The sequence below is a fragment of the Nocardioides sp. WJ219 genome (assembly GCF_058559815.1).
Genome location: NZ_JBZUJV010000003.1, coordinates 219,927 through 244,342, shown reverse-complemented (window position 1 = coordinate 244,342; position 24,416 = coordinate 219,927). Strand labels below are relative to the sequence as shown.

21 protein-coding genes are annotated in these 24,416 nt (G+C 72.1%); 6 read left to right on the top strand and 15 right to left on the bottom strand.

Going from position 1 to position 24,416, the window contains the following annotated elements; all coding sequences use genetic code 11:
• Positions 1-14: 14 nt before the first annotated feature.
• Genes nuoK through AC4MBH_RS08985 form a run of 11 tightly spaced genes read right to left on the bottom strand, consistent with a single transcriptional unit; the run spans position 15 to position 10,610 of the window.
• Positions 15-308: an NADH-quinone oxidoreductase subunit NuoK gene (gene nuoK, locus AC4MBH_RS09035; protein WP_491794520.1), complete on the bottom strand. Its 294-nt coding sequence runs from the start codon at positions 306-308 to the stop codon at positions 15-17.
• Positions 305-1,138, bottom strand: a complete 834-nt coding sequence (locus AC4MBH_RS09030) for an NADH-quinone oxidoreductase subunit J (RefSeq protein ID WP_491794519.1) — start codon at positions 1,136-1,138, stop codon at positions 305-307. Before AC4MBH_RS09030 ends, nuoK begins: the two co-directional genes overlap by 4 nt.
• Positions 1,135-1,740 (bottom strand): NADH-quinone oxidoreductase subunit NuoI, encoded by a 606-nt coding sequence (gene nuoI, locus AC4MBH_RS09025; RefSeq protein ID WP_491794518.1) that lies wholly within the window; start codon positions 1,738-1,740, stop codon positions 1,135-1,137. Before nuoI ends, AC4MBH_RS09030 begins: the two co-directional genes overlap by 4 nt.
• On the bottom strand, positions 1,740-3,083 hold the full coding sequence (nuoH, locus tag AC4MBH_RS09020) for an NADH-quinone oxidoreductase subunit NuoH (protein ID WP_491794517.1): 1,344 nt from the start codon (positions 3,081-3,083) through the stop codon (positions 1,740-1,742). The genes nuoI and nuoH overlap by 1 nt, the downstream gene beginning before the upstream one ends.
• Positions 3,080-5,497, bottom strand: a complete 2,418-nt coding sequence (locus AC4MBH_RS09015) for an NADH-quinone oxidoreductase subunit G (RefSeq protein ID WP_491794516.1) — start codon at positions 5,495-5,497, stop codon at positions 3,080-3,082. The genes nuoH and AC4MBH_RS09015 overlap by 4 nt, the downstream gene beginning before the upstream one ends.
• Positions 5,494-6,822: an NADH-quinone oxidoreductase subunit NuoF gene (gene nuoF / locus AC4MBH_RS09010; RefSeq protein ID WP_491794515.1), complete on the bottom strand. Its 1,329-nt coding sequence runs from the start codon at positions 6,820-6,822 to the stop codon at positions 5,494-5,496. Before nuoF ends, AC4MBH_RS09015 begins: the two co-directional genes overlap by 4 nt.
• Positions 6,822-7,625, bottom strand: coding sequence for an NADH-quinone oxidoreductase subunit NuoE (gene nuoE, locus AC4MBH_RS09005; protein ID WP_491794514.1), 804 nt, complete (start codon positions 7,623-7,625; stop codon positions 6,822-6,824). The genes nuoF and nuoE overlap by 1 nt, the downstream gene beginning before the upstream one ends.
• Positions 7,622-8,968 (bottom strand): NADH-quinone oxidoreductase subunit D, encoded by a 1,347-nt coding sequence (locus tag AC4MBH_RS09000; RefSeq protein ID WP_491794513.1) that lies wholly within the window; start codon positions 8,966-8,968, stop codon positions 7,622-7,624. Before AC4MBH_RS09000 ends, nuoE begins: the two co-directional genes overlap by 4 nt.
• Complete coding sequence (locus AC4MBH_RS08995; protein WP_491794512.1) at positions 8,965-9,669, bottom strand: NADH-quinone oxidoreductase subunit C; 705 nt, start codon at positions 9,667-9,669, stop codon at positions 8,965-8,967. The genes AC4MBH_RS09000 and AC4MBH_RS08995 overlap by 4 nt, the downstream gene beginning before the upstream one ends.
• Positions 9,669-10,223 (bottom strand): NuoB/complex I 20 kDa subunit family protein, encoded by a 555-nt coding sequence (locus AC4MBH_RS08990; RefSeq protein ID WP_491794511.1) that lies wholly within the window; start codon positions 10,221-10,223, stop codon positions 9,669-9,671. Before AC4MBH_RS08990 ends, AC4MBH_RS08995 begins: the two co-directional genes overlap by 1 nt.
• A gap of 24 nt (positions 10,224-10,247) precedes the next feature.
• The gene (locus AC4MBH_RS08985; RefSeq protein WP_491794510.1) at positions 10,248-10,610 is read right to left on the bottom strand and encodes an NADH-quinone oxidoreductase subunit A; all 363 of its coding nucleotides are present in this window, start codon (positions 10,608-10,610) and stop codon (positions 10,248-10,250) included.
• A gap of 310 nt (positions 10,611-10,920) precedes the next feature.
• Between AC4MBH_RS08985 and AC4MBH_RS08980 the strand changes: the two genes are divergently transcribed.
• The 3 genes from AC4MBH_RS08980 to AC4MBH_RS08970 are packed head-to-tail and all read left to right on the top strand — an operon-like array spanning position 10,921 to position 12,942.
• A complete protein-coding gene (locus tag AC4MBH_RS08980) occupies positions 10,921-11,538 on the top strand; it encodes an AIM24 family protein (RefSeq protein WP_491794509.1) in 618 nt (205 codons plus the stop codon).
• A gap of 4 nt (positions 11,539-11,542) precedes the next feature.
• Positions 11,543-12,181 carry an AIM24 family protein gene (locus tag AC4MBH_RS08975; protein ID WP_491794508.1) on the top strand — a complete coding sequence of 213 codons (639 nt, stop codon included), beginning with the start codon at positions 11,543-11,545 and terminating at the stop codon, positions 12,179-12,181.
• Positions 12,181-12,942: an AIM24 family protein gene (locus AC4MBH_RS08970; RefSeq protein WP_491794507.1), complete on the top strand. Its 762-nt coding sequence runs from the start codon at positions 12,181-12,183 to the stop codon at positions 12,940-12,942. The genes AC4MBH_RS08975 and AC4MBH_RS08970 overlap by 1 nt, the downstream gene beginning before the upstream one ends.
• A 310-nt stretch (positions 12,943-13,252) precedes the next feature.
• Here the strand turns inward: AC4MBH_RS08970 and AC4MBH_RS08965 are convergent, their stop codons facing one another.
• The gene (locus AC4MBH_RS08965) at positions 13,253-13,942 is read right to left on the bottom strand and encodes a demethylmenaquinone methyltransferase (RefSeq protein ID WP_491794506.1); all 690 of its coding nucleotides are present in this window, start codon (positions 13,940-13,942) and stop codon (positions 13,253-13,255) included.
• Between the two features lie 121 nt (positions 13,943-14,063).
• On the opposite strand from AC4MBH_RS08965, the gene AC4MBH_RS08960 reads away from it, so the two are divergent.
• On the top strand, positions 14,064-15,026 hold the full coding sequence (locus AC4MBH_RS08960; RefSeq protein WP_491794505.1) for a L,D-transpeptidase family protein: 963 nt from the start codon (positions 14,064-14,066) through the stop codon (positions 15,024-15,026).
• 21 nt (positions 15,027-15,047) lie between these two features.
• On the opposite strand, the gene AC4MBH_RS08955 is transcribed toward AC4MBH_RS08960, so the two are convergent.
• Entirely contained in the window at positions 15,048-15,692 is a 645-nt protein-coding gene (locus AC4MBH_RS08955) for a hypothetical protein (protein ID WP_491794504.1), read from the bottom strand.
• 57 nt (positions 15,693-15,749) lie between these two features.
• Between AC4MBH_RS08955 and AC4MBH_RS08950 the strand changes: the two genes are divergently transcribed.
• Positions 15,750-17,057, top strand: a complete 1,308-nt coding sequence (locus tag AC4MBH_RS08950) for an isochorismate synthase (protein ID WP_491794503.1) — start codon at positions 15,750-15,752, stop codon at positions 17,055-17,057.
• A 45-nt stretch (positions 17,058-17,102) separates the two neighbouring features.
• On the opposite strand, the gene AC4MBH_RS08945 is transcribed toward AC4MBH_RS08950, so the two are convergent.
• Positions 17,103-17,741 carry an MBL fold metallo-hydrolase gene (locus tag AC4MBH_RS08945; RefSeq protein WP_491794501.1) on the bottom strand — a complete coding sequence of 213 codons (639 nt, stop codon included), beginning with the start codon at positions 17,739-17,741 and terminating at the stop codon, positions 17,103-17,105.
• A 22-nt stretch (positions 17,742-17,763) separates the two neighbouring features.
• Positions 17,764-18,363 carry a YdeI/OmpD-associated family protein gene (locus AC4MBH_RS08940; RefSeq protein ID WP_491794500.1) on the bottom strand — a complete coding sequence of 200 codons (600 nt, stop codon included), beginning with the start codon at positions 18,361-18,363 and terminating at the stop codon, positions 17,764-17,766.
• A 232-nt stretch (positions 18,364-18,595) separates the two neighbouring features.
• On the opposite strand from AC4MBH_RS08940, the gene AC4MBH_RS08935 reads away from it, so the two are divergent.
• The gene (locus tag AC4MBH_RS08935; protein WP_491794498.1) at positions 18,596-24,412 is read left to right on the top strand and encodes a GH92 family glycosyl hydrolase; all 5,817 of its coding nucleotides are present in this window, start codon (positions 18,596-18,598) and stop codon (positions 24,410-24,412) included.
• The last annotated feature ends 4 nt before the right edge of the window (positions 24,413-24,416 follow it).

The following is a 24,416-nucleotide window of genomic DNA, read 5'->3' as shown; positions in this document are numbered from 1 at the left end:
CGTTGTCTCCTGGCTCAGAACTTCAGCAGGCTCGCGTCGTCGACCGAGGCCGAGCGGCGGGACCGGAAGATGGTCATGATGATCGCGAGCCCGACGACGACCTCGGCGGCGGCGACGACCATGACGAAGAACGCCGCGACCTGCCCCTCGAGGTTGCCGTGCTGCTTGGCGAAGGCGACCAGCGCGAGGTTGCAGGCGTTGAGCATCAGCTCCACGCACATGAACACCACGATGGCGTTGCGGCGGACCAGGACGCCGACGGCGCCGATCGTGAAGAGGATCGACGACAAGATGATGTACTCGCTCACGCGCCGGGTCCCTTCTCGACGTCCTCGGTCGTCGACGCGGGCGACGGGCCCTTGCCCGACGTGCCGGGTCGCGCCGCGGTGTCGATGCCGAGCTGGCGCTTGAGCTCCTCGATGTCGTCGGCCATCGCCGGCGCCGAGCGGACCGTGCCGCGGGCGGCCAGCACCCGGGAGACCGAGGACTCCGCGGCGGTGCCGTCGGGCAGCAGCGCCGGGGTGTCGACGGCGTTGTGGCGCGCGTAGACACCCGGCGACGGCAGCGGCCCGAGGTGGGTGCCCTTGTCGGCGTAGTCGCGGACCCGCTTGGCGGCCAGGTCGGCCTGGCTCGGCTTGGGCGTGAGCCGCTCGCGGTGGGCGAGCACCATGGCGCCGACGGCCGCGGTGATCAGCAGCGCGCTCGTCACCTCGAAGGCAAAGACGTAGCGGGAGAAGATGATGTTGGCCAGGGCGGGGATGTTGCCGCCCTCGTTGGCGCCGTCGAGGCCGGTGGCGGTGCCCAGCGTGATCTGGCTGAGCCCGAGGACGAGGATCACCCCGAGCAGCAGGCCGGTCACGATCGCCAGCACCCGCTGGCCCCTGATGGTCTCGACGACCGAGTCGGAGGAGTCGACGCCGACCAGCATCAGCACGAAGAGGAACAGCATCAAGATCGCGCCGGTGTAGACGATGATCTGCACCGCGAACAGGAACGGCGCGTCGAGGTCGGCGTAGAGCGCGGCCAGGCTGATCATCACCACGGCGAGCAGCAGCGCGGCGTGCACCGCCTTGCGGACGAACAGGATGCCGAGCGCGGCCAGCACCATGATCGGGCCCAGGACCCAGAACGCGATCACGACGCGCCTCCCGGCGGGGTCGGCTGGGCCGGGCGGGAGAGCCCGCCTCGGTAGTAGTCGCCCTCGTCGAAGCCGTCCTGCATCGGGTGCGGCGGCTGCTCCATGCCGGGCAGCAGCGGCGCGAGGAGGTCGGACTTCTCGTAGATCAGGTCGGCGCGGTTGTCGTCGGCCAGCTCGTACTCGTTGGTCATCGTGAGCGCGCGGGTCGGACACGCCTCGATGCACAGCCCGCACAGGATGCAGCGCAGGTAGTTGATCTGGTAGACGCGGCCGTAGCGCTCGCCCGGGCTGTAGCGCTCGCCGTTGACGTCGTCGTTCTGGCCGCCCTCGACGTAGATCGCGTCGGCGGGGCAGGCCCAGGCGCACAGCTCGCAGCCGATGCACTTCTCGAGGCCGTCGGGCCAGCGGTTGAGCTGGTGGCGGCCGTGGAACCGCGGCGCGGTCGGGGCCTTCTCGAACGGGTACTGCTCGGTGACGACCTTGCGGAACATGGTCCGGAAGGTGACGCCGAACCCGGCGACCGGGTCGATGAGCTGTTCCTTGAGCGTCTTGGGCCCGGGATTGTCGACGGGCCTGCCGTCGGTGTGCTTCGGGTCGGCCATCAGGCCTCCTCCCCCGTGGTCGTGGTGCCGGTGGCGGTGGCCGTGGCGGTGACCCGGCTCGGACTGTCAAAGGTGAGCGGGGCGGCGGAGCCGCGGACGGCGCCGCCGGTCGGCATCGGGGGCGTCGGGAACCCGCCGGGCCGGGTGTCGGCCTTGGCGGTGTCGACGGCCTCGGCGCTGTCGTCCTTGCCGCCGATGAAGAACATCGCGACGAGCAGCACCAGGACCACCCCGATGACGATCGGCGCGTTGGTGCTGTTGAACCAGCTGTCGAGCCAGCCCTCGGTGCGGGCGACCCGCAGGGTGGCGACCGCGACGATCCAGACCAGGGCGCCCGGGATGAGGTACTTCCAGCCGAGGGCCATGAACTGGTCGTAGCGCATCCGGGGCAACGACCCGCGCAGCCAGATGAACATGAAGATGAAGACGAACATCTTCCCGAAGAACCACAGCACCGGCCAGTAGCCCTCGTTGGCGCCCTCCCAGACCGAGGCGATCCCGAACGGCGCGCGCCAGCCGCCGAGGAACAGCGTGGTCGCCAGTGCCGAGACCGTCGCCATGTTGACGTACTCGGCGAGGAAGAACAGCGCGAACTTGATCGAGGAGTACTCGGTGTGGAAGCCGCCGACGAGCTCGCCCTCGGCCTCGGGGAGGTCGAACGGCGCGCGGTTGGTCTCGCCGACCATCGAGATCACGTAGATCACGAACGACGGCAGCAGGATGATGCCGAACCAGAACTCGTCCTGGGCGGCGACGATCTCCGACGTCGACATCGAGCCGGCGTAGAGGAACACCGCGACCAGCGCGAGCCCCATCGCGACCTCGTAGGAGATCATCTGGGCGCTCGAGCGCAACCCACCGAGCAGGGAGTACGTCGACCCGCTCGACCAGCCGCCGAGCACGATGCCGTAGATCCCGATCGAGGCGATCGCCATCACGAACAGCACGGCGACCGGCATGTCGGTCAGCTGCAACGGGGTGCGCTCGCCGAAGAAGTTGACCTCGGGCCCGAACGGGATCACCGCGAACGTCACGAAGGCCGGGATCACCGCGATGATCGGCGCCAGCACGAAGACCACCTTGTCGGCGGCCTTGGGGAGGATGTCCTCCTTGAACATCAGCTTCGCACCGTCGGCCAGCGACTGCAGCAGGCCGAAGGGTCCGTTGACGTTGGGGCCGATGCGGTGCTGCATCCGGGCCACGACGCGTCGCTCGAGCCAGATGTTGAACAGCGTCAGCAGCACCAGGACGACGAAGATGAGCAGCACCTTGAGGCCGATCACCCACCACTTGTCCTGGCCGAAGGCCTGCAGGCCCTCGTCGACGGCGTACGGGATGGTCATGACGCGTTGCCTCCGGTGACGGTGACGCGGGTGCCGGGCGAGGCGAGGTCGGCGAGCAGGCCCCGGCCGGTCGAGGACGCCGGCAGCCAGACGACGCCGTCGACGAGGCCGGGCGCGACCTCGGACGGCAGGGTGACCGAGCCGCGGTCGCCGGTGACGGTGACCAGGGGCCCGCAGGCGTCGTGGACGGCCTGGCTGACCCTGGCCACGGGCGGGCGGGCGGTCGCGGCGAGGTGCTTGTCGCCGGCGAGCATGGTGCCGTTGTCGATGAGCTGCTTCCACGTGGAGAGCAGCAGGCCGTCACCGGCGGGTGCGGCGGGTGCGGCGGCAGGAGCGACGGGGGCCATGGTGGCGCGGGCGCCGTCCCAGGGGCCCATGTCCGCCATCTGCGCCCAGACCTCCTCGACGGTGCGGAAGCCGAGCGGGCGGCCGAGCTCCTCGGCGATACCGGCCAGCACCCGCAGGTCGGGCAGGGACCCGGGGTTGGCCAGCACCTGCTCGAAGGCGCGGACGCGGCCCTCCCAGTTGACGAACGAGCCGGCCTTGTCGACGACGGGGGCCACCGGGAAGACGACGTCGGCGGCGCGGGTGACGTCGCTGGCGCGCAGGTCGAGGGCGACCACGAACGACGCGGCCGCGATGGCCGCGGTGGTGGCGGCGGGGTCGGTGGTGTCGGCGGGGTCGACACCACCGATGACCAGTCCGCCGAGCTCGCCGGTGAGCAGCGCGGCGACGATGGCGTCGCCGTCGCGGCCGGGCGTCTCGGGCAGGCTGTCGACGCCCCAGGCGGTGGCGGCGTCGACCCGTGCGGCCGGGTCGGCGACCGGGCGGCCACCGGGCAGCAGGCCGGGCAGGCAGCCGGTCTCGACGGCACCGCGGTCGCCGGCACGGCGCGGGATCCACGCCAGCCGGGCGCCGGACTTCGCGACGAGGTCGGCGGCGGCGGTCAGCGCGCCGGGCACCGTGGCCAGCCGCTCGCCGACGATGACGACCGACCGCTCGTCGAGGCCGTGGTCGGCGTGGCCGAGCAGCGCCGACAGCGCGGCGGGCTCGCCGCCGGGGGCCGTCGGGACGAGCGTGCCGTTCATCTTGGTCAGGCCACGCGTGGCGAACGGCGCGATCGCCAGGACGCGGGTGCCGTGGTGGAGCGCGGCCTTGCGCAGGCGCAGGAAGACCGCGCCGGCCTCGTCCTCGGGCTCGAAGCCCGCCAGGACGACGGTGGACGCCGCCTCGAGGTCGGCAAAGGTGACCGACCCGCCCTCGGGCCCGGTGGCGACGACGTGCGCGGCCAGGAACTCGGCCTCCTCGGCCGAGTGGGGCCGGGCGCGGAAGTCGATGTCGTTGGTGCCGAGCGCGACACGGGCGAACTTGCTGTAGGCGAAGCCGTCCTCGCCTGTGATCCGGCCGCCGGTGAGCACGCCGACCGCACCGGCGGCGCGCAGGCCGCGGGCGGCCACGGCGAACGCCTCGGGCCACGACGCCGGCCGCAGCGAACCGTCGTCGTCACGGACCTGGGGGTAGGTCAGGCGGTCGGGCTCGAAGGCGTAGGTGAACCCGAACCGGTCCTTGTCGGTGATCCACTCCTCGTTGACCTCGGGGTCGTCACCGGAGAGTCGGCGCATCACCTTGCCGCGGCGGTGGTCGACGCGGATGGCAGAGCCGCACGCGTCGTGCTCGGCGATCGAGGGGTTGGAGACCAGGTCGAAGGGCCGGGACCGGAAGCGGTAGGACTCCGAGGTCAGCGCCCCGACCGGGCAGATCTGGATCGTGTTGCCGGAGAAGTAGGACAGGAACGGTGCGTTCTCGGCGATGCCGATCTGCTGCTGCGCCCCCCGCTCGATGAGCGCGATGAACGGGTCACCGGGGATCTCCTCGGCGAAGCGGGTGCACCGCTGGCACACGATGCAGCGCTCGCGGTCGAGCAGCACCTGCGGGCTGAGGTTGATCGGCTTGGGGAAGGTGCGCTTGACGCCGCCGGCCCCGGACCCGACGAACCGCGACTCGCCGCGGCCGTTGCTCATCGCCTGGTTCTGCAGGGGGCACTCGCCGCCCTTGTCGCAGACGGGGCAGTCGAGCGGGTGGTTGATCAGCAGGAACTCCATGACGCCCTGCTGCGCCTTGTCGGCCGTCTCGCTGGTGACCTGGGTGTTGACGACCATGCCGGGCGCGACCGGCAGGGTGCAGGAGGCCTGCGGCTTGGGGAAGCCACGTCCGTTGCCGGCGTCGGGCACGTCGACCAGGCACTGGCGGCACGCGCCGACGGGCGCGAGCAGCGGGTGGTCGCAGAACCGTGGGATCTGGACGCCGACCTGCTCGGCGGCGCGGATCACCAGGGTGTCCTTGGGGACGTCGACCTGGATGCCGTCGATGGTCACCGAGACCAGCTCGGTGGCCTTCTCCGGGGTGGTGGTCATGACTTCGCTCCGGTGAGGGATCCGGCCCAGGCGGTCGACGCGGACGCGTCGAACGGACAGCCGCCGTGGGTGAGGTGGGCGACGTACTCGTCGCGGAAGTACTGGATGGAGCTCGAGATCGGGCTGGTCGCGCCGTCACCGAGGGCGCAGAACGAGCGGCCCAGGATGTTGTCGCACTGGTCGAGCAGCAGGTCGAGGTCGGACTCGCTGCCCTCGCCGCGCTCGAGCGCGGCCAGGGTCTGCACCAGCCACCACGTGCCCTCGCGGCACGGGGTGCACTTGCCGCACGACTCGTGCTTGTAGAACTCGGTCCAGCGCAGCACCGCCCGCACGACGCACGTGGTCTCGTCGAAGAGCTGGATGGCGCGCGTGCCGAGCATCGAGCCGACGCCGGCGACGCCCTCGAAGTCGAGGGGGACGTCGAGGTGCTCGGCGGTGAGCAGCGGGGTGCTGGACCCGCCGGGGGTCCAGAACTTCAGCTCGTGGCCGTGGCGGATGCCGCCGGAGAGCTCGATCAGCTCGCGCAGCGTGATGCCGAGGGGAGCCTCGTACTGGCCGGGCGTGGTGACGTGCCCGGAGAGCGAGAAGATGCCGAAGCCCTTGGACTTCTCGGTGCCCATCGAGGCGAACCACGGGGCGCCGTTGCCGACGATGCTGGGCACCGAGGCGATCGACTCGACGTTGTTGATCACGGTGGGGCTGGCGTAGAGACCCGCGACGGCGGGGAACGGCGGCCGCAGCCGCGGCTGGCCGCGGCGGCCCTCGAGACCCTCGAGCAGCGCCGTCTCCTCGCCGCAGATGTAGGCACCCGCGCCGGCGTGGACGACGACGTCGAGGTCGTAGCCCGAGCCGTGGATGTCCTTGCCGAGGTGACCGGCGGCGTAGGCCTCGGCGACGGCGGCCTGGACGCGCCGGATGACATGGAGCACCTCGCCGCGGATGTAGATGAAGGCGTGGTTGGCCCGGATCGCGAAGGAGCTGATGATGACGCCCTCGAGCAGCGTGTGCGGCGAGGCCATCATCAGCGGGATGTCCTTGCAGGTGCCCGGCTCGGACTCGTCGGCGTTGACGACGAGGTACTTGGGCTTGGGGTTGTCCTGCGGGATGAACGACCACTTCATGCCGGTCGGGAACCCGGCGCCGCCGCGACCGCGCAGCCCGGAGTCCTTGACCGCGGCGATGATGTCGTCCTGCGGCATGGTGAGTGCCTTGCGCAGCGCCTGGTAGCCGCCGCGGGACTCGTACGTCGCGAGGGTCCAGGACCGCTCGGCGTCCCAGTCGTCGGTGAGGACCGGGGTGAGGGTGGAGATCTGCGGGTCAGCCATCAGTCCGCCTCGTTCTTCTCGGCCGCGGTCGCAGACGTCGGGCTCTGCTCCTCGGCGCTGGCCTGCTTGGTGGTCAGGTCGCCGGCGTCGGCGGCCGCCTGCCGCTGCTCGGAGCGCTCCTCCGGGACGGCGGGCGCGGGGTCGACCGCACGCGGGGCCGGCTCGGCCTCGGGCGCGGTCCAACCACGCTCGCGGGCGATGCCGAGGCCGACCAGCGAGGCGGGACCGGCGGCGGGGCCCTCGTCGGCCAGGCCGTCGGGGAACCCGGCGAGCACGCGCTCGGCCTCGCGCCAGGTGCAGATGCGCGGCCCCCGGGTGGAGCGGACCTCGTGACCGGCGCGCAGGTCGTCGACGACCTGGACGGCGGAGTCGGGGGTCTGGTTGTCCATGAACTCCCAGTTGACCATCATCACCGGGGCGTAGTCGCAGGCGGCGTTGCACTCGACGTGCTCGAGCGTGATCTTGCCGTCGTCGCTCGTCTCGTCGTTGCCGACGTCGAGGTGGTCCTTGAGGCGGGTGAAGATCTCGTCGCCGCCCATCACCGCGCACAGCGTGTTGGTGCACACGCCGACGTGGTAGTCGCCGACGGGCTTGCGCTTGTACATCGTGTAGAACGTCGCGACGCCGCTGACGTCGGCGGCCGACAGCTCGAGGATGTCGGCGCACGTCTGGATGCCCTCGGGCGTGATCCGGCCCTCGGAGGACTGCACCAGGTGGAGCATCGGCAGCAGGCCCGAACGCTTGTGCGGGTAGCGGGCCGCGATCTCGCGCAGCTCGCCCACGGTCTCGGTCGAGAGGCTCACCTGTCGACACCTCCCATCACGGGGTCGATCGAGGCGATGGCGACGATGACGTCGGCGACCTGGCCGCCCTCGCTCATCACGCTGGTGCCTTGCAGGTTGGTGAACGACGGGTCGCGGAAGTGGGCGCGGAAGGGGCGCGTGCCGCCGTCGGAGACGACGTGGGCGCCGAGCTCGCCGCGGGGCGACTCCACCGGCACGTAGGCCTGGCCGGGCGGGACCCGGAAGCCCTCGGTGACCAGCTTGAAGTGGTGGATCAGCGCCTCCATCGACTCGCCCATGATGTGGCGGATGTGGTCGAGGCTGTTGCCCATGCCGTCGCTGCCGATGGCCAGCTGGCTGGGCCAGGCGATCTTCTTGTCGGCGACCATCACCGGCGCGCCCTCGAGGCCGGCGAGCCGGTCGGCGGCCTGCTCGACGATGCGCAGCGACTCCCACATCTCGTTGAGCCGCACCCGGAAGCGCCCGTAGGCGTCGCAGGTGTCCCAGGTCTGGACGTCGAAGTCGTAGTCCTCGTAGCCCGAGTAGGGCTGGGTCTTGCGCAGGTCCCAGGCGTAGCCGGTGGCCCGCAGCGGCGGCCCGGTGATGCCGAGCGCCAGGATCCCGTCGAGCTCGAGGTGGCCGACGTCCTGCAGCCGCGCCTTGAAGATCGGGTTGGCGTTGCACAGCGAGGCGTACTCGGGCAGCCGCTTCTTCATCAGCGCGACGAAGCCACGGATCTCGTCGAGCGCGCCGACCGGGAGGTCCTGGGCGACGCCGCCGGGGCGGATGAAGGCGTGGTTCATCCGCAGGCCGGTGATCAGCTCGAACAGGTCGAGCACGAGCTCGCGCTCGCGGAAGCCGATCGTCATCACGGTCAGCGCGCCGATCTCCATGCCGCCGGTGGCGATGGCCACCAGGTGGGAGGAGATGCGGTTGAGCTCCATGAGCAGGACCCGCATGACCTGGGCCTTCTCGGGGATGTCGTCCTCGATGTCGAGCAGCCGCTCGACGCCGAGGCAGTAGGTCGCCTCGTTGAAGAACGGTGCGAGGTAGTCCATCCGGGTGCAGAACGTGGTGCCCTGCACCCAGGAGCGGTACTCCATGTTCTTCTCGATGCCGGTGTGCAGGTAGCCGATGCCGCAGCGGGCCTCGGTGACCGTCTCGCCGTCGATCTCCAGGATCAGGCGGAGGACGCCGTGGGTCGAGGGGTGCTGTGGCCCCATGTTGACCACGACCCGCTCCTCGACGCCCTCGACGCCCGAGAGGCCCTCGACGATCTCGTCCCAGTCGCGGCCGGAGACCGTGAAGACCTTGCCCTCGGTGGTGTCGGTGGACCCGGCGTACATGTCGTCGGTGGTGCTCATGTGTAGCTCCTCCGCTGGTCGGGCGGCGGGATGGAGCCGCCCTTGTACTCGACGGGGATGCCGCCGAGGGGGTAGTCCTTGCGCTGGGGGTGGCCCGGCCAGTCGTCGGGCATCAGGATGCGGGTCAGCGAGGGGTGGCCGTCGAAGATGATGCCGAACATGTCCCACGTCTCGCGCTCGTGCCAGTCGTTGGTCGGGTAGACCGCGACGGTCGAGGGGATGTGCGGGTCGCTGTCGGGGACGCTGACCTCGAGCCGGACGCGCCGGTTGAAGGTCATCGAGAGCAGGTGGTAGACCGCGTGCAGCTCGGCCCCGGTGTCGTCGGGGTAGTGGACGCCGCTGACGCCGGTGCACAGCTCGAACCGCAGCCGCGGGTCGTCGCGCAGGTGGCGCGCGGTGGCCGGCAGGTCCTCGCGGCGCACGTGGAAGGTGATCTCGCCGCGATGGATGACGACCCGGCCGAGGGACGTGACGCTCTCGAGGGCGTCGGCCACCTCGTCGTACCAGCCGCCGTAGGGGCGCTGGGCCGCGCCCGGGAAGACGATCGGGGCGACCAGGCCGCCGTAGCCGCTGGTGTCGCCGGTGCCCCGGACGCCGAACATGCCGGTACGCCGGCCGACCGCGCGGACCTCCTCGTCGGTGGTCGCCGGGGTCTTGCCGTCGCCCTGGTCGGGGCCGGTGGTCTTGTCCTCGTCGGCCATTACCGCAGCAGGCCCTTCATCTCGGACGTCGGCAGCGCGGTCAGGGCGGCGACCTCGCGCTGCTCGACCTCGGCGAGGCGGTTGGCGCCGAGCTTGGCGTGCTGGACCTGGTCGTGGAGCTTGAGGATCGCGTCGATGAGCATCTCCGGCCGCGGCGGGCAGCCGGGGAGGTACATGTCGACCGGGACGACGTGGTCGACGCCCTGGACGATCGCGTAGTTGTTGAACATGCCGCCGCTGCTGGCGCAGACGCCCATGGCCAGGACCCACTTGGGCTCGGGCATCTGGTCGTAGATCTGGCGCAGGACCGGGGCCATCTTCTGGCTCACCCGGCCGGCCACGATCATCAGGTCGGCCTGGCGGGGGCTGGCCCGGAAGACCTCCATGCCGAAGCGGGCCAGGTCGTACTTGGGGCCACCGCTGGTCATCATCTCGATGGCGCAGCAGGCGAGCCCGAAGGTCGCCGGCCAGAAGCTCGCCTTGCGCATGTAGCCGGCGAGTCCCTCGACGGTGCTCAGCAGCACTCCGCTCGGGAGCTTGTCCTCGATACCCATCAGTTCCTGCTTCCGGTCATGTGCTCAGTCCCAGTCGAGGCCGCCGCGACGCCACACGTAGGCGTAGGCGACGAAGACCGTGGCGATGAAGATGACCATCTCGATCAACCCGAAGAGCGCCATCGCGTCGAAGTGCACGGCCCACGGGTAGAGGAAGATGATCTCGATGTCGAAGACGATGAAGAGCATCGCGATGATGTAGTACTTCACCGGGAACCGGCCGCCGCCCACCGGCTGCGGCGTGGGCTCGATGCCGCACTCGTAGGAGTCGAGCTTGGCCCGGTTGTAGCGGCGTGGGCCGACCGCGAAGGCGCTGGTGGCGATCGAGCCGATGGCGAACACGGCCGCCAGTGCCGCCAGCACCAGGACGGGTGTGTAGAAGTCCATCCGGCTGATCCCTTCGACGTCTGCGCGCCGGGCCGGTGATCGGTGTCGATACTTGTGACTTTGTGAAACGAATCACGAGGCGCGCGGCGCTCATACTGCCACTCCGCACGCCGTCCGTCACACCCGGGGGGAGCCCGGAAAACCCGCTCTGACCTGCACATTTTGCGCACGGCGCCGTTGCGTTAATGACGGCCCGTCCGACGCGGCCGTGTCGAGGAACACAGCAAGTCGTCCCATCCGGGCCCGCGCGTGGCTAAGGTGCGGGCTGACTGCGCGACGCGCGCGCGTCCTCACGAGCATCGGAGGCCCGGTGGCGACCCTCACCGCTGACAAGAAAGTGCTGCTCGCCGACCTGATGGGTGACAGCGTCCGCGCCGCCCAGGGGTCCATGGTGGCCTACCAGGGCCAGGTGCAGTTCAAGCACGCCGGCATGGGCGGCGGGGGCGGCTTCCGGGCCGCCGTCCGCCAGCGCGTCGCCGGCGAGAGCATCACCTTGATGGAGTGCCAGGGCCACGGCCGGGTGTTCCTGGCCCAGGACGCCTTCGACGTCACCGTCGTGGGGCTCGAGAACGACAGGCTCACCGTCGAGTCCGAGCACATCCTCGCGGTCACCGACGGGCTCCGGCTCGACGTCCAGTTCGCTGGGCTGCGCGGCATGACCAGCGGCCAGGGGCTCGCGACCACCACCGTCACCGGCAGCGGCCAGTGCGCGATCATGTCCGACGGCCCGATGATCCCGCTGGCCGTCGCGCCCGGGATGCCGCTGGTCGTCGACCCCGACGCCTACGTCGCCGGCACCGGCAACCTGCAGATGAGCCTCGTCTCGGGCGTGACCTGGCGCAGCATGGTCGGCGAGGGCGGCGGCGAGCCGTTCAGCCTGCGCTTCGAGGGCCAGGGCACCGTCTACATCCAGCCCGCGGAGAGGTGAGGACATGACGTTCGAGCAGGTGAACAAGAAGGTCATCAAGACCCGGATCGCCCCGGGCGGCGAGGTCATCGCCCGCCGCGGCGCGATGCTGGGCTACAGCGGCGGCGTCGCCTTCCGGCCGGTCAGCGGCAGCGGCGGCATCGGCGGCATGGTCGGCCGGGCGATGGCCGGCGAGTCGGTGGCCATGATGGTCGCCGAGGGCCAGGGTGAGGCCTACTACGGCCACCGGGGCCTCTACGTCACGGTGATCCAGCTCAACAACGAGACGCTCACGGTGGAGGCCGACCGGCTGCTGGCGCACCACGCCAACCTGTCGACGTCCATCGAGATGATCGGGCAGGGCGGCATCCGCCAGGCCGTGCGCGGCGCCGTGTCCGGCCAGGGCCTGTTCACCACCAAGGTGAGCGGCAACGGCACCGTGGCGGTCCTCTCGCACGGCGGCGCGTTCGAGATCCCGGTCAACGGCGACTTCGTCGGCGTCGACCCGCAGGCCTACGTCGGCCACGTCGGCGCGCTCCAGGTCGACCTCAAGGTCAGCGCCGGCATCCGCGACGTCGTCGGCCGCGGGTCGGGCGAGGCGACCCAGCTGCACCTGACCGGACACGGTCGCGTCTACGTCCAGGCCTCGGAGGAGAAGTTCTGATGATCCAGATGACCACCGGCTCGACCGTCTACGACGCCAACACCCTGCCGTCCAACGACAACGTCAACGCCTACTCGTTCTGCATCGACCTCAAGGGCGAGTGGTTCACCTCCAAGGGCGCGATGATCGCCTACTACGGCAACATCGACTTCTCCGGCGTGGCGGCGTTCGCCTCGCGCGCCTCCTGGGTCGCGGCGCGCTTCTCCTCGCCGCTCTACACCCAGGACTGGGTGGTCGCGGCGGGCCACGGCAAGCTCGTCATCGGCGACCGGGGCTACGACATCAACTCCTACGACCTCGAGGCCGGCAACCTCACCATCAAGAGCACCAACCTGCTGGCGTTCGAGACCAGCCTGGAGCTCAAGCAGTCGATCGTGCCGGGCTTCCTCACCCTGATCGGCACGGGGAAGTTCCTGGCGTCGTCCTCGGGCCCGGTGATCTTCGTCGAGCCGCCCTTCCGCGCCGACCCCGAGGCGCTGCTCGGCTGGGCCGACTGCCCCTCCCCCTCGGTGCACTACGACCACAACTGGATGGCGCAGTCGTTCATGGCCGGGCTCGGCGCGACGTTCGGTCGCGAGTCCGGCGAGGAGCGGCAGTACGACTTCACCGGCGCCGGCACGGTGCTGATGCAGTCCTCGGAGGTGCTGCGGCACAACCCCGCCCTGCTCCAGATCATCGAGTCGCAGACCCACGCCCTCGACCCCTCCTCCGCCGCCCAGCTCGGCCAGCGCCTCGTCGCCCGCGGCCAGAACCAGTACTGACCCACCCACCTCGGTGACCCGTCGCATCGTGGCGACGGGTCACCGTGGATTTCGCGCTGACCCGTCGCATCGTGGCGACGGGTCACCGTGGATTTCGCGCTGACCCGTCGCATCGTGGCGACGGGTCACCGTGGATATCGCGCTGACCCGTCGTACATGTGCGACGGGTCGGCGTCGTCGTGTCCTGCCGTTCCGCGCACCGTCGGCATGTCCCTCACCGGGTTTCGAAGCGCGGTCGCGGGTTCGTTCCTCACCCGCGCGCTCGCTCAACCTGCGCGCGTGACGCCGCGCGCTCGTTCCTCGCGGTCGGCTACGCGCTTGCCCGGTGGAGGGTGACGATGCCGCCGGAGAGGTTGCGCCACTCGGGGTCGCGCCAGCCGGCCTCGGCGACGAGGGCGGCGAGGCCGGCCTGGTCGGGCCAGGCGCGGATCGACTCGGCGAGGTAGACGTAGGCGTCGGGGGAGGACGAGACGGCGCGGGCGACGGTGGGCAGCGCGCGCATCAGGTACTCGACGTAGACCGTGCGGAACGGCGCCCACGTGGGGTGGCTGAACTCGCAGACGACGAGCCGGCCGCCGGGTCGGGTGACCCGGCGCAGCTCGCGCAGGCCGGCGAGGGGGTCGACGATGTTGCGCAGGCCGAAGGAGATCGTCACGGCGTCGAAGGTGCCGTCGGCGAACGGCAGCCGGGTGCCGTCGCCGGCGGTGAACGGCAGGTGCGGGCGGGCCTTCTTGCCCACCCGGAGCATGCCGAGGCTGAAGTCGCACGGGACGACGCGGGCGCCCCGCTCGTCGAACGGCTCGCTCGAGGTGCCGGTGCCGGCGGCGAGGTCGAGCACGCGTTCGCCGTACTGCGGGTCGACGGCGTCGATCACCTCGCGGCGCCAGCGCCGGTCCTGGCCGAGCGAGAGGACGTCGTTGGTGACGTCGTAGCGCTTGGCGACGGCGTCGAACATGCGCCGTACGTCGGTCGGTTGCTTGTCGAGGTCGGCGCGGGCCACGGGCCGAGCGTACGGACGGCGGGCGCGTCGCAACCAAACGGCCCCGCCTGGCGTCTCCCTGGTGAACCGTCCCGCACAATCACTTCAGGCTCACCAGCCACTCTGATCACAGGAAGACGCCATGACCTTCGCCCGCCGCCTCCTCATCGCCCTCGTCATGGGCGCGCTCGTCGCCCTCGCTGCCTTCGGCGTCGGGTGGTCGCGCGACGCGTCCAGCGACCCGTCGGACTCCGGGTCCACCGCCGTCCAGGACCCTGCTCCGTCGAGCCGCGAGACCTCCGCGACCGCCCCGAGCAGCGACCCGACCCCGGATCCCACGGCCGAGCCCACCGACGACCCGACCAGCGACGCACCGAGCCCGGCGCCTGAGCCTGAGCCGGAGCCGGAGCCGGAGCCGGCACCCGAGCCCGAGCCGGCCCCGGAGCCCGAGCCCGAGCTCGTGCCCGGTCCGGCGCTGCTCGCTCCCGGCGCCGAGGGCGACGACGTCCGCCGTCTGCAGGCGCGGCTGCGCCAGATCGACTGGTTCAACCAGGACGTCACCGGCACCTACGGCGACGTCACCCGCGCGGCGGTCGAGGGCTTCCAGGCCAAGCGCGAGATCCCGGTGACCGGCGAGGTCGACCAGCGCACGATGGACCGGCTGGTCGCGATGACCAGCGAGCCGAGCGCGGCCGAGCTGTCCAACCAGCTGGGCGGCAACGTCCCCGGCGCCCTCGACCCGGGCTGCACCACCGGCCGGGTGCTCTGCATCGACAAGAGCACCCGCACGCTGCGCTGGGTCGTCGACGGCCAGGTGCAGCTCACGGTCGACGTCCGCTTCGGTTCCGACGAGCTGCCGACCCGCGAGGGCACGTTCTCGGTGTTCGACATGAACCGCGACCACGTGTCGTCGCTCTACCACACCCCGATGCCGTTCGCGATGTTCTTCTCCGGCGGCCAGGCGGTGCACTACTCCCCCGACTTCGCGGCCACGGGCTACAACGGCGCCTCCCACGGGTGCGTCAACGTGCGCGACTACGACGCGATCGCGGGCCTGTTCGACCAGGTGCAGATCGGCGACAAGGTCGTCGTCTACTGGTCCTGAGCCGACCTGAGCCGCCCGGGCTCAGGCCCGGGCGAGCTCGTCGAGCAGCGCGGTCGTCTGGTCGACCGTGAGGCCGTTGGCGCTGACCTCGAAGGTGCGCTCGCCGGCGCCGAGCTGGCAGCGCACCCCCTGCGGCGGGGCCGACTCGTCGACCGGCTGGCCGGCCGGCACGTCCTCGCCCCAGCTGATCGAGCAGACCGCGTCGCCGACCCGGACCAGCTCGGACGACGGCCGCGCGACGCCGATGATCTCGGGGTCGACGGGCAGGGCCTCGATGAACAGGCCCGGGGCCCGGTCGAGCACGGTCACCTGGGCCACCGACGGGCCCTCGGCGGAGGCGTAGAGGCGAAACGCGGCGGCGACGTCGTACAGCTCCTCGAGGCCCTCGGCGATCGACGCCTCCTGCTCGCGGAGCTGCTCGGGGTCGCCGAACTGCTGCTGCAGCTCGGGCGGGAGGGTGCCCAGGTCGATGGCGACCAGGCCGGACGCCAGCTCGTCGGGCATCACGATCGCGGTCTGCTCGTCCGGCTCGGGGTCGGTGGCCCCGTGGGCCGGCTCCCCCTCGCCGACGGCCTCGGGCAGCAGCACCGCGAAGCCGACGACACCGCCCAGCAGGACGGCGCCCAGGACGGCGCTGACGAGGGTGTTCCGCGGGTTCTCACGCATGGCTCGATGATCGCAGCCGTCCACCGCGGCACCGGCGGCGGTGGGTACGCTCGCGACGTGACCGAAGGTGCCCCGGCTGGCCTCCCCGCCGGTCCGCTCGTCGCCCGCACGGTCCCGCTCGACGCCGACCGGCTGGCGGCGCTCGTCGACCTGCTGCCGGCGCCCGACACCGGTGCCGACGTCCTGGCCTGGCTGCGCCGCGGGCAGGGTCTGGTCGGCTGGGGCCGGGCGGCGGAGGTCCGGACCTCGGGCCCGACGCGGTTCGCCGATGCCGACGCCTGGTGGGCCGCGACCACGGCGCGGGCCGTCGTGCGCGACGACGTCGGGGAGCCCGGCAGCGGGCTGGTCTGCTTCGGCTCGCTCGCCTTCTCCGACGAGCCGGCGACCGGGGGTCCGGGCGAGTCGTTGCTCGCGGTGCCCGCGGTGGTGGTCGGCCGCCGCGGCGACCTCGCCTGGGTCACCACGATCTCGGCGAGCGGGCTGGGCGGCGCCACCCCCGAGCCGGAGGCCACCGAGCCCCCGGCCCCGCCCGCCGGGGTCCGGTTCGCCGACGGGCACCTCAACGCCGAGGAGTGGATGTCGGTCGTCGCCGAGGCGGTGCGCCGGATCCAGGGCAGCGACCTCGAGAAGGTCGTGCTCGCCCGCGACCTGATCGCCACCGCCGACGACGCGATCGACGTCCGCTGGCCGCTCCAGCGCCTGGCCGAGTCCTACCCGACCTGCTGGACCTTCCACGTCGACGGTTTCTTCGGCGCCACCCCCGAGCTGCTGGTGCGCCGCGAGCGCGGTCTGGTCACCTCGCGGGTGCTCGCCGGCACCATCCGGCGTACCGGCGACGACGCGCGCGACCTGATGCTCGCCGCCACCCTGGCGCGGTCGTCGAAGGACCTCGAGGAGCACGAGTACGCCGTGCGCTCGGTGGGGGTGGCCCTCGACCCGCACTGCTCGTCGATGAACGTGCCCGAGGCGCCGTTCGTGCTCCACCTCCCCAACGTGATGCACCTGGCGACCGACGTCACCGGCGTGGTGACCGGGTCGTCGGACGGCGCGGCCACGGTGACCTCGCTCGCCCTCGCCGCCGCCCTGCACCCCTCCGCGGCGGTCGGCGGGCACCCGACCGACGTCGCGCTCGGGCTGATCGCGGAGATCGAGGGCATGCCCCGCGGGCGGTACGCCGGCCCGGTCGGCTGGATGGACGCCACCGGCGACGGCGAGTGGGGCATCGGCCTGCGCTCGGCCGAGGTCTCGGGCTCGACGGTGCGGCTCTTCGCCGGCTGCGGCATCGTCGCCGACTCCGACCCGGCCTCCGAGCTGGCCGAGGCCCACGCCAAGTTCGTCCCCGTCCGCGACGCCCTGGGCGACTGAACGCTGACCGCGACTCACCTGCCTAGCAGGCGCGCCACGTGGGCCTCAGTCGAGGTCGGCGCCGTCGGGGAGGCGGGTGAAGCGCATGCCGTCGGCGAGGGCGAGGTTGACCATGTGGGACTCGGCCATCCCGAGGGCGACCTCGCTGTAGACCCGGTCGTGGATCGCGAGGTTGCGGGGGGCGGCGACCTCGCGGACGAAGTCGACGGCCGCGCCGATCGTGAGCCAGGGCGCCGAGATCGGGGTCAGCAGCAGGTCGATCGGCCGTCCGGGCGGGGTGAGCGCGTCGCCGGGGTGGTAGACGAGCTCGCCGCCGAGGTCGAGGAGGTAGCCGGAGTTGTCGATGCGCGGGTAGTCGCGGTGGATGACGGCGTGCTTCTCGCCGACGACCTCGACCGGCACCCCGACGTCGAGCGGGTCGCCGGGGGCGACCACGTGCAGGCGGTCGACCAGGTCGGGGGCCTGCTCGCGGATCACCGACGCGACGGCGCCGATGGTGTGGATCTCGGCGGTGGTGGCGCGCAGGTGGTCGGCGTCGTAGTGGTCGGGGTGCTCGTGGGTGATCAGGACGACGTCGGCGCCCTCGACCGCGGCGCGCTCGGTGAACGAGCCCGGGTCGAGGACGATGCGGACGCCGGCGTGCTCGACCCGGACGCACGCGTGGCCGAACTTGGTGATCCTCATCCCGTCACCGTACGGCGGCCGGTCAGGCGGGCCGCTCGCCGCGGCCCGCCGCGTCGGCGTACGTCGCGACCCACCGCGCCCGGGTGGCCTCCCGCTTGCTGGTGACCAGCTTGGTCAGCGCCTGCTTGCGCAGCGAGGGCGGCCAGGAGTCCCAGTGCTCGCGGGCGCCGTCGCGGGCCGCCAGCGCGGCGTCGAGGTCGGGCGGGACGACGAGGTCCTCGACGTCGTCGAGCAGCGTCCACGACCCGTCGGCGTGCGCAGCGTCGAGGACCGCCTGACCGGCGGGCCGCATCCGGCCCTCGGCGTGCAGGCGCTCGACGCGACGCTTGTTGGGCCGCGACCAGCCGCTGCCCGGACGGCGGGGCGCCAGCCACATCCGCGACCGCTCGGCGTCGACGGTGCCGGCGGTGCTGTCGATCCAGCCCCAGGCCAGCGCCTCCACGACCAGCTCCTCGTAGGGGATCGCCGGCCGGCCGGTGCCCGACCGCCACCACACCACCCACACCCCCGACCCGCGGTCGTGGTGCTGGGCGAGCCAGTCGTGCCACTGCTCGAGGGTCTCGGGGTGGACGGTCGGCTTGCCGTCGGGGGCCACGCCCTCGACCGCTCTCGCGGCGCTCATGACGCCATCCTCACCCCACCCGGCCCCCCGGTCACCTCGACGCAGGACGTCGTTCACCGCGGAGCCACGGCTCCCACCCCGGGGAGCAACCCGGCGCTGGGACGGTGCAACCGCGGCGCGTGCTCGGGTCACGCGCCGTCGTCGCGCATCCACCCTCTCCACCCGTGCAGGAAGGACCCCCATGCCCCCGTCCGGAGTGACCTCCGGAGTCGGCCGGCGACGGAGCACCGCGGTGCTCGCAGCGTCCGTCGGTCTCGGGCTGGTCACGGCGCTGGCACCCACCGGTGCCGCGTCGGCCATGCCCGCTCCCCCCAGCCGCACCACCGGCTCCCCCGCCCCCACTGCCACCGCCGTCGCCGCCCAGGCCGACTCGACCCTTGCCCCGTTCGACGCGGTCGACCAGCACATCGGCACCCAGCTCGACACCACCGAGAACAAGAGCAACGACGCCTACGGCAACACGTACCCCGGCGCGACGCTCCCGTTCGGGATGGTGCAGCCGAGCCCCACGACGTACAAGGTCGGCGAGACCAACGACCTCGTACGCGAGAAGGGTGGCTACGAGTACACCGCCGGCCAGATCCGCGGCTTCGGCATGACGCGCTACTCCGGCACCGGCTGCCACACCCGCTTCGGCGGCTACGAGTTCCCGACGATCCCGTTCGCCGGTGAGCTGGCTGCAGATGGCACCCTGCCCCGCAACCCCGCGGTGAACGGGCAGCACCGGTCCTACTTCCTCGACTTCAGCCACGACGACGAGGTCTCGGAGCCCGGCTACTACGCCGTGACCACCGCTGACGGCACGAGCACCGAGCTCACCGCCGCCCGGCGCACCGCCGTCAGCCGCTTCGACTTCTCCGGTGCCGACGGCTCCACGCTGGTCCTCGACGCCTCGGGCGCCAACAACCGCACCTTCGAGGTCGACCTCGACATCGACCCGGAGACCCGCACGGTCAGCGGCTCGATGTACGGCACCGACGTGTGCGACAACGGCAACTTCTACCGCGCCTACTTCTCCACCACGTACGACCAGGCGTTCGCGTCGTTCGGCACGTGGACCGGCGACACGATGACCGCCGGGGCGACCGAGGCGTCGGTCGCCGGCGGCACCGATACGGACCAGCGTCACAGGACGGGCGGCTGGGTGACCTTCGCCGACGACGCCGTCGTCACCGCGAAGACCGGCTTCAGCTACACCAGCGTGGACGCCGCGGCCGCCAATGCCGAGGCCGAGACCGCCGGCTCGTCCTTCGACGACGTCCGCGCGGCCGCCAAGGCCACGTGGCAGGAGGCGCTCGGCACCGTCGACGTCGCCGGCGGCACCGACGAGGAGCGAACCAAGCTCTACACCGCGCTCTACCACGCGCTGCTGCAGCCGACGATCGGCCAGGACGCCGACGGTCGCTACCGGGGCTACGACGGCCAGGTGCACCAGGTCGAGGAGGGTCGCGACTTCTTCCGCCGGATCAACTTCGCCGGGCAGGGCTGGGACATGTACCGCAGCCAGGCGCAGCTGATCGCGATGCTGTTCCCCGACGTCGCAGTGGACGTCAACCGCTCGATCGTCGCGCTGACCCAGCAGACCGGAAAGTGGTCGCCCGGCGCTGCGCGCATGTCCGGCGACAACTACCAGGTCATCCTCTCGACGCTCGACGCGTTCGGCGCCACCGACTACGACCGGCGGGCCGCGCTCGACTCGATGCTGGCCACCCAGTTCCTGCCCGCCACGAGCTCCACGCGCACGGAGGCCTTCCAGTTCGCCGCCGCCGGGTTCATCGAGAACCGCAAGGGCAACCACGCGACCTCGCGCACCTTGGAGTACGCCGTCGACGACTTCGCCATCGCGCGCCTGGCCCAGCGGCTCGGTGACACCGAGGCGCACGACGCCTTCATGGTCCGCGCGCAGAACTGGCAGAACGTCTTCGACCCCCAGACCCAGCACATCCGGCCGCGCGAGCGCACCGGCTTCGACCGCACCCAGAACCTGGGCAACCGCGGCACCGGGACCTACGGCGAGCAGTTCAACCAGTCGACCGGCTACCAGTACGGCTGGATGGTGCCCCACAACATCGGCGAGCTCGTCGAGCGGCGTGGCGGCCGGGCGGCCTCCTTGCGCGCGCTCGACGTGCTGATGGCCGAGCTCGACGCCGGGGCCTACGACAAGACCGGCAACTACCTCTCCAACGAGGCCGCACTGGCGACCCCGTGGGTCTACCACTGGCTCCAGGCGCCGCACAAGACCACCGACGTGCTGCACCGTGCCGTCAGCGAGCTCTACGACACCACGCCCTCGGGCCTGCCCGGCAACGACGACGAGGGCGCGCTGAGCGCGTGGTACGTCTTCGCCAACATCGGCATCGCGCCGATGATCCCCGGCACCGCGGACCTGCTCGTCACCGCTCCGATGTTCGACCAGGTGACACTGCGCAGCCTCGGCTCGGACCGGGTCTACACGATCAACGCCCCGGGCGTCTCGACGGGTGCCCGCTACACCACCGCTCTGCAGGTGGACGGCGTCTCGACCACCAAGAGCTGGGTCGGCGAGGACTTCGGCCGCGACGGCGGCACGCTCGACCTCACCATGGCGGCGACCCCCGGCACGTGGGGCACCGGCGCGGACGACGTCCCGCCGTCGTACGGCGCGGGCAGCGACGCCCGCAACAACGTCGGCACCTCGCCGAACGGCCGCGCGCGGATGGGTTCCATGGACCTCAGCGACTGGTCCTTCTCCCGCGAGACGCTCGCCGCCCTGGGCGCGGCGCCGGGTCAGCGGATCCCCTTCGGTGAGACCGGCATCTCCTTCACCTGGCCGGACACCGCTCCGGGTGAGCCGGACAACTGGATCCCGCACGGCCAGCGGGTCGACCTCCCCGACGAGAGCGCCGCGTCGATCTCGTTCCTCGGCCTGGCCACCAACGGTCCCTCGAGCGGCACCGCGGTCGTGGAGTACACCGACGGCAGCACCCAGCAGGTCCCGGTGACGCTCGCCGACTGGGGCAACGCCAACCCGGGCGGCGGCAACAGCGTCCTGCTCACCGTGACCGGCCGCAACAACGCCAACGGCACCACCGGTGGCGGCGACTTCCGCGTCTTCGCCACCCGGCCGGCCCCGCTCGACCCGGCCAAGACGGTCAGCGCGGTGCGCCTGCCCGAGGCGCGCTACAGCGGCGTCATGCACGTCTTCGACGTCGCCACCTCCCAGCAGCCCTACGTCGACCCGAACGCCCCGAGCGGCGTCCCCGACCGGATCTCGCTGACCAGCACCCAGGACCCCGCGACCTCGCAGTGGGTGACCTGGCGCAGCAGCAGCGCGCTGCCGCTGGACGGGAAGGTCGAGGTCCGGCCCGCCGGCGTGCCCGGCGCCGCCGTCCGCACCGTCGACGCCGAGGAGAAGCCCGAGCGCCAGGTCGCCGGCTACCCCTCGCGCAGCCACTCGGCGCGACTCGAGGACCTGACCGCCGACACGGCGTACGACTACCGCGTCGGCGCCGGCACGGCGTGGAGCGACTGGGCGACGTTCACCACCGCCGAGGACGGCGACGACCCGTTGACGTTCCTCTACTTCGGCGACGCCCAGGAGGGCATCGACACGGTCTGGCCGCGCACCGTGGCCGACGCGTGGCGGTCGACGCCCGAGGCCAGCCTGCGCCTCTACGCCGGCGACCTGGTCAACACCTCGACCGTGGAGAAGGAGTGGGACGACTGGTTCGCCGGCGTGGGCAGCCACGGCCGCACCACGACCTCGCTGGCCACGCCGGGCAACCACGAGGTCGGCCCCGAGCCGTTCATGGAGCACTACAAGGACACCTTCGAGCTCGACGCCAACGGCCCGGTCGCGGCCGACGCCGGGCCGTGGGCCGACACCTACGGCGAGCACCTCGCCTCGGTGCTGCGCGACACCGTCTCCTACAGCGACCACCAGGGCGTGCGGTTCGTCGTCCTCAACGCCAACCGCGACGACATCTGCCCGATGACCACCGTGCCCGGACTGCCGACGTCGAGCTGCGACACCGCCCGGCACGTGTGGATGTCGATGCAGGCCACCTGGCTCGACCGGGTGCTGGCGGACAACCCCCACAAGTGGAGCGTCGTGCTGGCCCACCAGCCGGTGTTCTCCACCGGCATCTCCGACAGCGGTGCGTTCCGCGACGAGGACACCTGGCGTCGCTACGTCGGTCCGGTGCTCGAGCGCCGCGACGTCGACCTGGTGCTGCAGGGCCACGACCACTCCTACGGCCGCGGCTCGATGGACCGGCACGGCACCGACCGCCCGGGTGTCTCCACCGGGCCGGTCTACGTCGTCGCCAACGCCGGCCAGAAGCAGTACCGGGCCGCGCCCGTGGACGACAACGTCTGGACCCGCAACCGGGCCACGCCCGTGGTGCGCGCGCAGGACACCTCGACGTTCCAGAAGATCCGGGTCGACGGCGACACGCTGCGCTACGAGTCGGTCGTGACCTACGTCGAGGCCGGCGGCGCCGCACCCAAGGCGCCCGGCGAGACCCTCGACTCCTTCACCGTCACCAAGTACGACGACGGCACCAAGTGGGTCACCGAGGCCGGCGTCGCCGTGCCGGGGCCGGAGGTCCCGGCCGAGGGCGTCGCCCTGCCCGGGTCGGCGCCGTTCGACCCCGACACGTTCGGCGAGGTGGTCTGGGACGACGACTTCGCGACCGACCGGCTGGGCGAGTACGCCACCCGCGCCGGCGCCGAGCCGCTGCCCGCCCTCGCCGTCGACACGGCGGAGGGCGTGCTCGAGGCCAGCGCCACCACCCGCTCGTGGGGGCACCTCTCCCCGCCCGTGGACGGCGGCGAGCGCTGGGCGGTCGTCGTGGAGCCGCGCTCGTTCGCGGGCACCGGTGCCGGCGAGGACAGCCTGTTCGTGGGCGCCTCCGCCGACAACCGCAACCTGTGGCTGAACTGGTACAACCACAGCCGCCGCGAGACCGGCTACGACGTCAGCACCGACGCCGGCGGCCGGACCGTGGGCCGCGCCGGCGGAGCGCTCAGCGTCGACCCGGGCGACCGCGTCGCCTTCGTCGTCGACCACGAGGAGGTGAGCTCGTGGATCGAGGAGGACGGCGTGTGGCGCCGCTACAACGTCGCGCTCTCGGCGTTCGCCCTCGACCGCAGCACGCTCGAGTCCTGGAAGCCGACGTTCAGCCTGCGGCTCGACCGCGGCACGATCGCCCTCGACCGCGTGACCGTGCTCGCCGGGGACCCCGTCACCGCTCCCGAGCCGGTGACCCCGGCCGCCGTCACCTTTGACGACCGGGCGGGCACCGCCGCCGACACCTGGACCGTGCCGGTCTCCGAGGGCGTCGAGTACGTCGTCGGCGCCCAGGTCGTCGCCGCGGGCACCTACCCCGGCACGGGCACCGTAACCGTCACCGCCCGCGCGTCGGGTGACGCCCCGATCGCCGAGGGCGCCACCACGTCGTGGGAGCACACGTTCTCCACCGCGGGCGGCGAGGTGCCGGTCGACACCGTCACCGTCGAGCTGGTCGCGACCGCCCGCCCCCACGGCACGGCGTCGACGGTGCGCGGCACGATCCGCTCCGCGTCGGGCCCCGTCACCGGACCGGTGACGATCGCGGTCGACGGCCGGCCCCACCAGCGGGTGCAGGCGGCGTCCGGGGCGTTCACCACGTCGCTCCCGCGCGACCTGGGCGCCGGACGCCACCGTGTGACGGCGACGTACGCCGGCGCGACCGGGCTCTCACCGGCCTCCGCCTCGGTGAGCGTCGTGGTGGCCCGCGCGACGCCGCGGGTGGCGCTGAAGGTCACGCCGAAGCAGCGCAAGCCCGGCGGGCGGTTCACCGCCGTGGTCCGCGTGAGCCTGCCCGGCAGCCCGGTCACCGTCACCGGACGCGTCACGATCGGCGTGGCCGGGCGCACCGTCACCGCGCGGGTGCGCGACGGCGTCGCCCGGGTGGCGCTGCCCGTCGTCCGGCGTCCCGGTCCGGTGCGGGTCACCGCCCGGTTCACCGGCACCGACGACGTCCGCCCCGGCGCCGCCCGGGCCGTCACGGTACGCGTCGTGCGCTGACGCG